The sequence below is a fragment of the Longitalea luteola genome (genome assembly GCF_017356035.1).
GTDB classification, from domain to species: Bacteria; Bacteroidota; Bacteroidia; order Chitinophagales; family Chitinophagaceae; genus Niastella; species Niastella luteola.
Window position 1 is genome coordinate 1 of the sequence record NZ_JAFIQX010000024.1, and the last position, 11,224, is coordinate 11,224.

The 11,224-nt window shown below is 44.1% G+C and carries 8 protein-coding genes; 5 read left to right on the forward strand and 3 right to left on the reverse strand.

Annotation, left to right across the window (positions count from 1 at the left end):
* Window positions 1-70: 70 nt before the first annotated feature.
* Window positions 71-1,045, reverse strand: coding sequence for an IS256 family transposase (locus JUB15_RS28095; protein WP_207516085.1), 975 nt, complete (start codon window positions 1,043-1,045; stop codon window positions 71-73).
* Window positions 1,046-1,101: 56 nt separating this feature from the next.
* Here JUB15_RS28095 and JUB15_RS28100 point away from each other — a divergent pair, with 56 nt between their 5' ends.
* Window positions 1,102-1,356 carry a hypothetical protein gene (locus JUB15_RS28100; RefSeq protein WP_207516086.1) on the forward strand — a complete coding sequence of 85 codons (255 nt, stop codon included), beginning with the start codon at window positions 1,102-1,104 and terminating at the stop codon, window positions 1,354-1,356.
* Window positions 1,357-1,435: 79 nt separating this feature from the next.
* Here JUB15_RS28100 and JUB15_RS28105 read toward each other — a convergent pair whose 3' ends face one another.
* Entirely contained in the window at window positions 1,436-3,157 is a 1,722-nt protein-coding gene (locus JUB15_RS28105; RefSeq protein WP_207516087.1) for a hypothetical protein, read from the reverse strand.
* A 596-nt stretch (window positions 3,158-3,753) separates the two neighbouring features.
* Window positions 3,754-4,821, reverse strand: coding sequence for a DUF4365 domain-containing protein (locus JUB15_RS28110; RefSeq protein ID WP_207516088.1), 1,068 nt, complete (start codon window positions 4,819-4,821; stop codon window positions 3,754-3,756).
* Between the two features lie 663 nt (window positions 4,822-5,484).
* Between JUB15_RS28110 and qatA the strand changes: the two genes are divergently transcribed.
* The 4 genes from qatA to qatD are packed head-to-tail and all read left to right on the forward strand — an operon-like array spanning window position 5,485 to window position 10,345.
* On the forward strand, window positions 5,485-7,335 hold the full coding sequence (gene qatA / locus JUB15_RS28115) for a Qat anti-phage system ATPase QatA (protein WP_207516089.1): 1,851 nt from the start codon (window positions 5,485-5,487) through the stop codon (window positions 7,333-7,335).
* Window positions 7,336-7,341: 6 nt separating this feature from the next.
* The gene (gene qatB / locus JUB15_RS28120; protein WP_207516090.1) at window positions 7,342-8,265 is read left to right on the forward strand and encodes a Qat anti-phage system associated protein QatB; all 924 of its coding nucleotides are present in this window, start codon (window positions 7,342-7,344) and stop codon (window positions 8,263-8,265) included.
* A 2-nt stretch (window positions 8,266-8,267) separates the two neighbouring features.
* Window positions 8,268-9,608 (forward strand): Qat anti-phage system QueC-like protein QatC, encoded by a 1,341-nt coding sequence (gene qatC / locus JUB15_RS28125; RefSeq protein ID WP_207516091.1) that lies wholly within the window; start codon window positions 8,268-8,270, stop codon window positions 9,606-9,608.
* A complete protein-coding gene (qatD, locus tag JUB15_RS28130) occupies window positions 9,605-10,345 on the forward strand; it encodes a Qat anti-phage system TatD family nuclease QatD (protein ID WP_207516092.1) in 741 nt (246 codons plus the stop codon). The genes qatC and qatD overlap by 4 nt, the downstream gene beginning before the upstream one ends.
* Window positions 10,346-11,224 lie beyond the last annotated feature (879 nt).

Consider the following 11,224-nt stretch of genomic DNA (forward strand, 5'->3'; position numbering starts at 1 on the left):
TTCATGATTTGACAGCTTTTGGGATTACTTAATTGTGTAGTTACTTTAAAGTTAATCCCAAACTGTCAGATCATATCGGAACTATTTCAAATACTGTCAGCTCCTCCCAATTGTCCTTCCAGCTTTTAATCGCATAACCGTATTTACTGGCCCATTTATTCGAAAAGCTCTCCAGAGCAGCCTGTGCAGCCTGGCGGGTAGGTGCTGCATAAATTTCCTTCATATCCAAGGTAAACTCTTTTTTGTCTTTCCAGACCACATAACGGCAGCTATTACGGATTTGATGAACAACGCAGATCTGGGTCGAAGACTGCGGGAATACGGTCCGGATAGTTTGGGTGAAGCCATTGAGGTTGTCGGTGGCGGTGATCAAAATATCCTCGACCCCACGGGCCTTCATATCGGTCAATACCGACATCCAATAAGCGGCCGATTCGTTCTTTCCCAACCACATCCCTAATACCTCTTTATAACCATCTTTGCGCAGCCCTACAGCTATGTATATCGTTTTGTTAACCACTTTGCTGTTCTCACGCACTTTAAACACTATGCCATCCATCCACACGATCAGATAAACTGGCTCCAGCGGGCGATTCTGCCACGCTACAATGTCTTCGGCGACCCGGGGAGTGATCCGGCTAATAGTGGCCGTGGATATTTCAAATTTGTACACATCTTTGATCTGCTCTTCAATGTCACTTACACTCATCCCTTTGGCATACAGCGACACGATCACTTCTTCTATCCCTTCTACCATGCTTTCACGCTTAGGAACAATCATCGGGTTGAAGCTCGCATCCCGGTCACGAGGGACCTTAATCTCTGCTTCCCCGTAACTTGTCTTGATTTTCTTCTTGCCGTACCCATTGCGGGCATTTTTACTGTCACTTTGTTCATTCTTTTCATAACCTAAGTGCGCGTCCAGCTCACCTTCCAGCATCTTTTCAATGGCTCTTTTCTGTATCTGCCCCAGAAAGTCATTGAGTTGCTGACCGTCCTTAAATTGCTTCAAAAAGTCGTCTGATAAGAAATCCTCTACTTTCAATGTCTGTGTAAAGTTTAAAAATAAAAAATCGGAGATATTACGAACTCCGATTTTCTATGTTTACACAGATTATGTTACAGTGTCACCTGTACAACAACAATACGTTTGCTTTAAGCAACGACCCCGCTAAAGCCATTGCCAGTTTTATCTCTGACGAACTTGGCATCATCTCAAAATTTAATTTACCTTCAGCAATGTACTATTTGAATGCCATTAAAAAAACGGATACTATTGTACAGTACCGGCTGCAAAAGCAAATTGATCTTACTGCCGTCGCCTTTGTAAAAGACACCATGCTTATCAAAAAGTAGTAACATTATTTCTTGGATCGACACTGTGAATGTATACTAACAACGGTGCCTGCATGATGCTGCCAATGGCTACTTTTATTTAGTATTCTTTGGACAATATGCCTTTATCAAGATCGAAGTGCTGGTAATATATTCGCAGGTTTGTACAAGTCCGCAAATGCTTCATATACCCTTCGATAGCTGCATCCGGAGGTAGGTGCGACACGATGATTAATTTGCTGGCACGGATCTGATCGGGATAGTGACAATACTCCAATAACTGACCGATTGCCTCACGGATGGAACTTTTTACATTATTATAGGTCTTGATTTCCACAAATGTGAATACATCAGCAGCATGCTCTATCCGAAGATCAATTTCATGGTAGCCATAACCTGCATTACAGTCTGTGACGACTTTGTCTTTGCCATATTGTGACCGCAATAATTTCTTCAATGCCTTGCTAATTTTTTCATGGAGGTGTCTGATCTCTATGATCTTTGGAGGCCGAGTATAAGTAGTAGAGAACACCTCACCATCTACTTCGTCCTCCTCCTGCCCGTCTGTTGAAACAGGACCTTGCTTCGACCTATGGATAAGCTGCATATTATCCATTGGGTGGGCGAACGTATATCGTTTAATCTTATGCACCGGATGATCGACCGGTATTTCGATATACGGATCGTTCAGCGTAATATTTTCCGGGCGAAACTTTATATTGAACATATTCACACCCACCCAATTTGAAAATCCATCTTCATTAGCGCCGCTGGCAATTACCTGCTGCTCCATTTCCGTAAGCCAGTGGTTGCGGGCATACTCCTGATATACGCCTTCCGCTTCTTCTTGGTCTATAACGGTAACATTATGTATGGTACCTGCCCAAAACCGCCTCCCTGTTTGTGCATGAACCGTATATAGCCATACATTGTATTCATTATTGACATACGATGGCTGCCCGCGCACGGGCTCAAGGAAGCCGTAGTGATAGCCGGCAATGATCTTACCCAAATCGAAAAGCCATTCTTCATACCCAAAGCCGAATTGCGCTTCGTGTGTACTTGGATCGGTACTTTTTCCAGTTTTCCCAGAGGGTTCAACCCATCCCGTGTCGTTGTAAGCCAGTCTGGCCAGTCGCCATTCGCCCATTTGCTCTCCAAATATCATAGCGATGTCTTCCCGTTTTTTTAGCTCGAAGATCGTTTTCCACCAGTTGCCAGATCCTGATCCAGATGGCTTAGCGCCTTTGTATTTTGGCGGGTTATAGTCCCACTGAATTCCCAGTTTTCCAGATGCGATAGCGGACAGATCTGTCACCGTTCCGATGGCGGCTATTTCTACTCGGCTTTGTTTTTTGTCGAAGTACCGAATACACAGTCTGTCATTTAGCTTCACCTCTTGAAGGATTTCCAGGAGTTTTGTTCCTTCACCCTGGGTAAGGTCGTGATCGGTTTGCCAGTAACGACCCTTCAAAAATTCATGGATCACATCTATATGCGCACCATAGGTTCCAAACTGACTACCTGCCACCCAATAACGCGGCGACTGGACGTTGGCATTTGCGGACTTGTAGAGGATGTGAAAACCAAGAGAGGCAATAAAACCTCTTGAGCTGGTGTTGGACGTAAAATCTGTTGTCTTAAATTCTTGTCTGGTTTCACGGGCAGCCAGCTCGACGCAGTATTTAAACTGGAAATGTCTTCCCTGATGGTTTATCCAATATTCGCTCCACTGATGATCTTTTGGAACTTCTCCGTTTTTGAGTTTTTCAAGGGCTAAAGCCATATGTGAAGGAGTGATGAAATCGAGTTGGTGCGACATGGGTGTGGGGTTAAAAATGTAGCAATTAAAAGTAATATCCTGAAATAAAAAACGTGAAAAACACGCTTTATATGATTAGCTCCTTCCAGCGCATCTGCGGGGTATGTATCTTGTTGCAAATCATTGGTTAGCACTACCCGCACCTTTCCTAAGTGGTCTTATACAAAAATAGTCGTATTCAAAATGAGCAGCACTTTGATGGCTGACAGAAATAAAAACGTGCGCGGCCTTCCCCATGCCCTTTTAACTGCAACTTATCGGTAAAAGTCAGGCTTACCAGCTCGGTTTTTTGATCCGATTTCGTTTCATATACCGCCGACCCAGGTATGTGGTGGTGGTAGTAACATCACCGATATATGTTTGATTGTTGTTTAATATAAAGTAAAAACCATTACTTGCTGGTGACCAGATTAATCAACGCAAGGCATATAGGTACCATTGTACTATTTTCAGGACCTAGATCTGTAGGGGTGACGAATCCCAGGTCCATTGAATCCGGACTTATTTCTTTTATGAGTCTCAGCCGGAGGAGATGCGACATTTAAGGAATCCGTGCGTTTTTGGCCCTTGCTGAGGAAGGGAAATATCTTTCACTTTCAAGTACATTTTAGGAATACCTCTGTAGTCATATTGCCTGGCGCCAGCGCCTTTATTGGCTGCTTAGTTTCATTCGGATTGTAAAAAGTTTTCTTACATGCCATCTGAAATTCAATAAATTTCTGTTCAAGGATATCAGTTGCCATCGATAGACTATCATTGAACTGTTTAATCGATGTAGCCATTTCTTTTTTAATATCAAAAAACTTTATCATAAGATCCATGTCCTTCCGAAAATTTTGTGTAAAAATTTCTAATTCAATATTTTTTGACCTTCTCTCAAAAAGATATATATTTTTTATTTGCCATGTAAGTAATGCTGTTACAAATAGTACTTCGGCTGATGAGACTAACTGGACATCCTCAACTAAAAGTTTAAAATTTGCCTCAGAAGACGAACAATCGTTCTTGTATATTTCAAACTTTTTTATGTAGTTATCTATTGCCGCATTATCATTCTCATCAATATGTCCACAGTTTATATCAATTATAAAATTTCTTAATATTGTAAACTTTTCATTAAAGTCAATAATTGCGCTTCTTTGTTTCGTTTCAGGATCAGTTAATTTCCTTTTAACGGATTGTACAATCTGTATCCATTTTGATACATAATCCGTTGTTCCTCTTGTAATTTTGTTTTCAATTGGGATTGTAATACTAACAGTTTCTCCTTTTAATCTGCTTCTTGCATCGTCAATCGCCTCTTCATCAATATGTCTCCAGTAAACGCAATTGTTTTGATTGTCTGCGACAACAAGTATTACCGCTAGAATACTATCCCTGCAATAAGCAATAAACGATTTTTCACACTGATATTTTGGAGAATCCAAATTTGACTTGTCAAGTGTTTTTAGCTGTATTTCCAATTTGCCGATTGGAATTTGCTCTTCATTAGTGATTTCAATAATTCCATCCGTATTAGGAACCTTATCTGATATCCGTACTTCCCCTTTTATGAAACGACTGTCCATTACATATTCAAACGTTTTCTTTGAATCCATTTCTACAGGTGTTGTCAAAGTGTATGGGGCTGGTGGCCCCAATTTGGAAAAATCAATATCAATCATAAATAATTACGGTTTCAATTTTTTGATTTAGTAGACCAATTAGCAGACGGTTACTTCAGTTACAGAGTTGTCAATCTTATCTCTTATTGCTTTTCTTTTGTTCCCATTACTTTTGCACAGTTAATCGTCTCCAACAACTGAACTACCTCAGCACCAGATTCAAATGTACAGGGCTTCAACCTACGCTATTATCATGTAGTCATTAGCACCGGAAAGAAGGAAAGATTAGCGCAGTACAACAATTACACAATTTCTTGCGTAAGATAAAGGCAAGAAAATGAAACAAAAAAAATTCTCTAAAAACCGTACCTGTCAAAAATGCGCACTTCATGCCGGTGGCCGTTATTCTATTATCGCTCCCTCTTTCAGGTAGCCTCAGCTGTCGTATAAAAGGCATTCCCTCCTTCCATAGCTGGGGAGGCGATCCTTTCAAATACCTTTCGCTTAAATAGTACTTCGCAATATGCGTAAATAAAACACAAATCAATTACAGTATGCGCGATCATCTTGTCTCATGTTCGACGCACGTTTGTAACCGCTGCCGGGCTTCGACATTACTTATCGGTGGCCAAGAACTCATCCCACATGGACACTTTATTATTGGATACCTTGAAGTATATTTGGGAATTACCCCCGTAGTAGATATTAAATAATCTCAAACCTATGTGGAATGATAAGGAAACAGACATAGACCTTTTAGGTCACGACAAGATTGCACTAACCATTCTCGATATCATCGAAGACCAGAATCTCAGACCGCTTACAATAGGCATATATGGTGATTGGGGAGTCGGCAAATCGTCGATCCTTTCCATACTGCAGGACAAGGCGAAGGCTACCGCCAATGCAGGAATCTATAAGCACCATTGCATCATGTTCAATGGGTGGCTCTTTCAAGGATATGAGGACGCCAAGACTGCCCTGATGGAAACGGTCGTTACCCAAATTACCGACCTGAAGACCCTGACGGCCAAGGGCAAGGATCTAGCAAAAAAGATAATAAAACGGGTGAATTGGCTAAAAGTGGCGAAGGTATCCGCTGGAGCCGCCCTTACGGCACTGACAGGGATACCCGCCGGCGGATTAATCAGAACCGTGTTCGAAAAGGCCAAGGAGGCTACTGCATCTGGAGAGGATGAATCCTGGACCAAAGAGGTAGAGGACGAGGACTCGGTAACCAAGCAGATACACGCCTTCCGCAAGGACTTCGCTGATCTCGTGAAAGAATCGAAAGTCGATCATGTTATCATCATGATAGATGACCTTGACAGGTGCCTACCCAAAACCGTTATTGAAATCCTTGAGGCCATCCGCCTATTCCTGTTCGTGGAGGGAACCTCCTTTGTCATTTCCGCCGACGAGCGAATGATTGAATATGCTGTGCGCGAACATTTTCCGAACCTGCCGCTCGAATACCGGGAATATACCCGCAATTACCTGGAAAAGCTCGTACAGATTCCCGTCCGAATGCCGGCGCTCACCAGCTTGCAGACCGGCAATTATATTAAACTGTTAATGGTACAGTTCTACCTAAAAAGTGATGGGAGTAAAATGGCGATCATCCTGGAATCCTACGAAAAAAAGAAAAAACGTCCCTACGACAACCTAGTGTTAAGCTATGAGATTATAAAAGAGGCACTTGGTGCCTCGGATAAAGACATTGAGACAGCCATCACCGTCGCTGACCAGATAACCCCTACGCTGGCGGCAAACCTGCGCGGCAACCCACGCAACATTAAAAGATTCCTTAATACTTTATTCCTCCGCCTACGTATTGCACGAATTTATGGGCTGGATACTGAAATACAACTCAGCAGGCTGGCTAAGCTGATGCTGCTGGAGCGATTCCATCCGGCCTTATACGAGACTGTGGTAGCCGAGGTCTCACAAGATAACCAGGGTCATTCCAAAACAATAAACGATGCTGAGGCGAAAGGCTCGTCAACTGCTGTGGATGACGAGCAAGTATCCGATGCGCCGATTGAGCAGCAAAGTTGGGCAGGCGCAGAACCCAAAATAGGTGCGTTTGACCTTCGACCGTACATCTTTATCTCCAGGGAAAAAGCGATCAGCTTCGCCGGCGAGGATCAGTTGTCGGATCCGGCAGTGCAGATTTATGAGAAGTTGAAAAGTGGATCTGACATTGCCCTTAAGGCCGCCGAGAAAGCTTTGGGGCAGTTGCAGCCCGCTGAAATCACCCAGATTTTTGACAGGCTGATCGCCGATAGCCGGTCAATTGAGGATTTCCGCACAAACCCGGCCCCTATCAAGGGACTACTTCGTATAATCGCTGCCGACATAAGCCTCGAGGAACGGCTGCTTAATCGTGTAGAGTCGATTTCACCTTCGAAGATGGGAGCCTGGTGTACTTCCGAATTTGACGGTCTCAAGACAGAAGCTGCTAAGGCCAAGTATCAGCGGCTCCTTGAAGGCTGGGCAAACCAGACAGCAAACAGGACATTGCAGAGAATGGCGCAACAGAAAATTGCACAAAAATCACGTTCTTCCAGATAGTATAGTATGGGTACATCAGCATCAAATGGCGGGCCTCGTGGCGGCAACCCGCTAATCCCCGATTGGATTACTACCGACGATCTGCCTCCGCAGGAGCAGCAGCCTCCCGAAAATTTACCGAATGACAATGGCGATCCCGGAGAGGTGGACTATGACGAAGGCAATGACCAGGAAAACGAGGCTCCACAACTGCCAGTGCCGAATTCGCCGGGGCAGGCGCCGGTAGTTCCTCCTAAAAAGCCGAGCAGATACAAGGAGCCAAAGACATATTTCAACCGGTATATTCGCAGCAAGGGCGAGGATATCGATGCGCTCAGATCAGCCTTGCGATCATACAGCCGCAGAGCCGCAGGCGGCACCACCCGGATGGCTAGAAGGATGGCGCCGGCAACTCATAGGGTTGCGAGATTCGCGTCGGTGCTCCGGGATATCAGAGCTGCTGGGAAAGAAGCAGCACTCGCCAGGTTTGAACTGAGCGAATATAACAACCGCCCGGTCACGGACGTACTATCGGCAATAAGTGAAATTATCTTTGCAAATACCGGGCAAGCCTTTGAGGATACCCAGGACGATAGCATAGTAAAGCAGGCATATACCGAAACCATTGTTCGCATAACGGCTCAGGAGGACATTGACCTGGACAATCTAACCAATGAGCAAATCGAGGTGATGATTGCTATCTTCATCGAAGAGACAATCGCACAGCGCGTGATAAATGATCTCGGTGAGAAATTCACCAAGTCAAGTCCGGATATCGAGGACCTCATACGGATGGAGGAAGATATCTACCAGATCATCAGCGGTATGGTGCGAGTTAACATCATGCCGGAAATAATTGCGACACAGCGGGGTGATATGCAGCTGCTCAACAGAAACATAGAAAACATATACCGTACTGCCTTTGATGCTATGGCAGGAGAAAACGACTAATGATGGGAAAATTTGCATTAATAGGCCGGCTCGGAACAAGTGATCCGGGTGTCCAGCTGGCGCAGGACCAATACGCCAGGATCGGCCATATCGACTTCATGCGCAATGGTGACAGACAAGATGTTAGCCTGAAGGCATTCCTGAAGGGTCTGCGGCAGTTGAAGCTCACGCCAACGGAACGGGCAATGGATCTGCTGATTATTGCCTGCATGACGTATGCCGAGGACACCAGGATTAATCGTGAGAAATACGGGCAGGATTCCTGGACCCGCATAATTGAACTGTATATTCCTGTTAGTGACCCCGCCTTTTGGCAGACCCAGACCGAACTATTAGGTAGAATATTTCGGTTTCTCTCTGGAGATATTTGGACGCTACATTTTCGCGCCCGAGCCGCCGATCAGCCGAGAATCTCCCCTATAGGAAGGCTGCAGCGCTATCAGATGCCATACCAGACAGACACGGTCTGCCTGTTCTCCGGAGGGATGGATAGTTTCATTGGGGCAATCGACCTTTTACGAGACCGGGTTCGTCCATTGCTTGTGGGTCATTCAAAAAGCAGCGACGTGACGCCGTTCCAGCAAACCGCGTTCGATGCCATCAACAACCAGTACCCTCACCGCAAGCTGGCGCGTATCTATTCCTTTATCCGGATCCCCAAGAAGATATTTTTCGAAGACGGCGATCACACCGAACGTGGAAGGTCGTTCCTTTTTCTGTCCCTTGGCATGATCACCGCATCCAGCCTCGGTGCCCAAACCCGCCTGGTGGTGCCTGAAAACGGTATGATCAGTCTGAACATTCCACTGACGCCGTTGAGAATTGGTTCCCACAGCACGCGGACAACACACCCGCACTACCTGGAGATGATGCGCGAACTGTCGCAAAACATGGGCATCGGAGTCGCTATCGTCAATCCATACCAATTCAAAACAAAGGGTGAAATGCTTCAGGAATGCGCCAACATGCAGTTAGTCGAGCAGACCAATACGATGTCATGCAGCCATCCCAGTGGCAGATACTTCCGTCAAGGGAATGGGCATTGTGGTTATTGCGTACCTTGTATTATTCGACAATCTGCTTATCTTGCTGCTGGTGCGCAGGACTGTTCAATCTACAGAACGCCTATAACCGGAGGGCCACTGCAAGTTAGTAAGGCTGATGGCACGGATGTTTTAGCATTTAAATACTTGATTGCAAAGGTTCAGCAGAATCCAGATTATATTAAAGCTGCGATCCGGTCAACCGGGCCGCTTGGAACAAACATCGATCCGTATATTGACGTATATTCAAGGGCATTGCGTGAAGTTGACCGGTTTATCAGTCAAATTCAACTTACATGATCGCACTCGTTGATACGCATTGTCACCTCGATCTCTTTAAGGGCATCAAAGAAAGGGTAGCCGATGAGGACTCGTTGGGTATAAAGACTATCACGGTTACAAACGCCTCCTTCTTCTTTAAAGCCAATGTTGACCTGTTCAGTCCGTGCACCAATATTCGTGTTGCACTCGGTTTTCATCCCCAGTTGGTCGGACAGTACAAAGATGACCTTGCCAAGTTTAAAGGCTTTCTCGACCAAACAAGGTACATTGGTGAAATAGGACTAGATGGATCAAAGGCATATCTGTCGACATATTCGGACCAATTGAAGGTTTTTAAAGCAATACTTTCCGTCTTGTCGAAAAGCAACGACAAAGTAATTACAGTACATTCTCGTGGAGCTGAAAAGGAAACTATCGATCTCTTAAAAGAGTACTTGGACGGAACAAACAACAAGGTTATTTTGCATTGGTATTCAGGCTCTATTGCTGAAGCGACTAAGGCGGTTGGATATGGGTTCTATTTCTCGATTAACCATAAAATGATGCAAAACGAAAAGAGCAGAAAACTTCTTGAGATTTTACCGGTCAGCAGGATCCTGACGGAAACAGATGCTCCTTTTACCTTTGGGACTGGTGTTCAAACAAGATTACAAAGTCTGGAATCTACAATTAAATCGCTTTCGGATCAAAAGGGAGCTGTACCAGAAAAAATTCGTGCTACCATTTACGAAAACTTCCGGACGCTATTAGTCTAGCATTACTCGGAATTTAATTCACAGTTAAAATATCGAAAGGAACACCATTTATTTTTGAAACACGGACCGAACGGAAAGGCCTTACAGCTATCAATGCAAGGAAGCCTGAAACTTATGAAGATTTCAAATTAATACTTTCATATCTTTCAACCGATCCATCCATTCAAATTGAAGTAGTAGTCAGTAGAAGAAGCCGTTGGGTAATCCGTTTAAACGAAATGAGTTCAGATCGATAAAACTAATTGATAGTGCCCTTGACGCGTTCTTAAAAGCGCATAATGGGACTACTATCTTCGACTATTTTAAACGATTTTATGATGAAAAGGTTAAGGCAGAGGATCTGCCATATTTAAAAAAATACTCTTCAATAACCGAAACAAGAATCAAAGCGCCTACACTTAAACTGGAAAATGAATTACTTGTCGAATATGAAAGTAATCATTCCTTAAAAAAAAAATTCAGAGGGCTTTAATTCTCTTTGCCAGTTACTAACATCTCACCTAACAAGTATCGGATTAGAAAACTTTTTTCTTATTATTCACCGGGGATAAAAAAAGAATGGTTATTTGAGCTTTGGAAAGCTGACTCCTTTAAAATATCAACATTTTCCTCCAATGGCGAAGTTAAAGAAATAACTATCCCTCGGCTGGCGGCCGTACGAGATATTTTTGTATTCAAGTAAATTGCCTGTTCTGAATAAATGGCCCTTTACTCTTCTCAAAGTATGGCGATTTTCTTTCCTCCTAAACCCCCAATTCGCATCATTTCAAAAAGGCCTGGTGGAGTCAGTTTGTCTATTACGGGGATACTGGGCCAGTCAAAACGGAGGATATAGGGCCACCTAAAACGGAGTCATTGGGCCACTTTCCAGTGCAATTC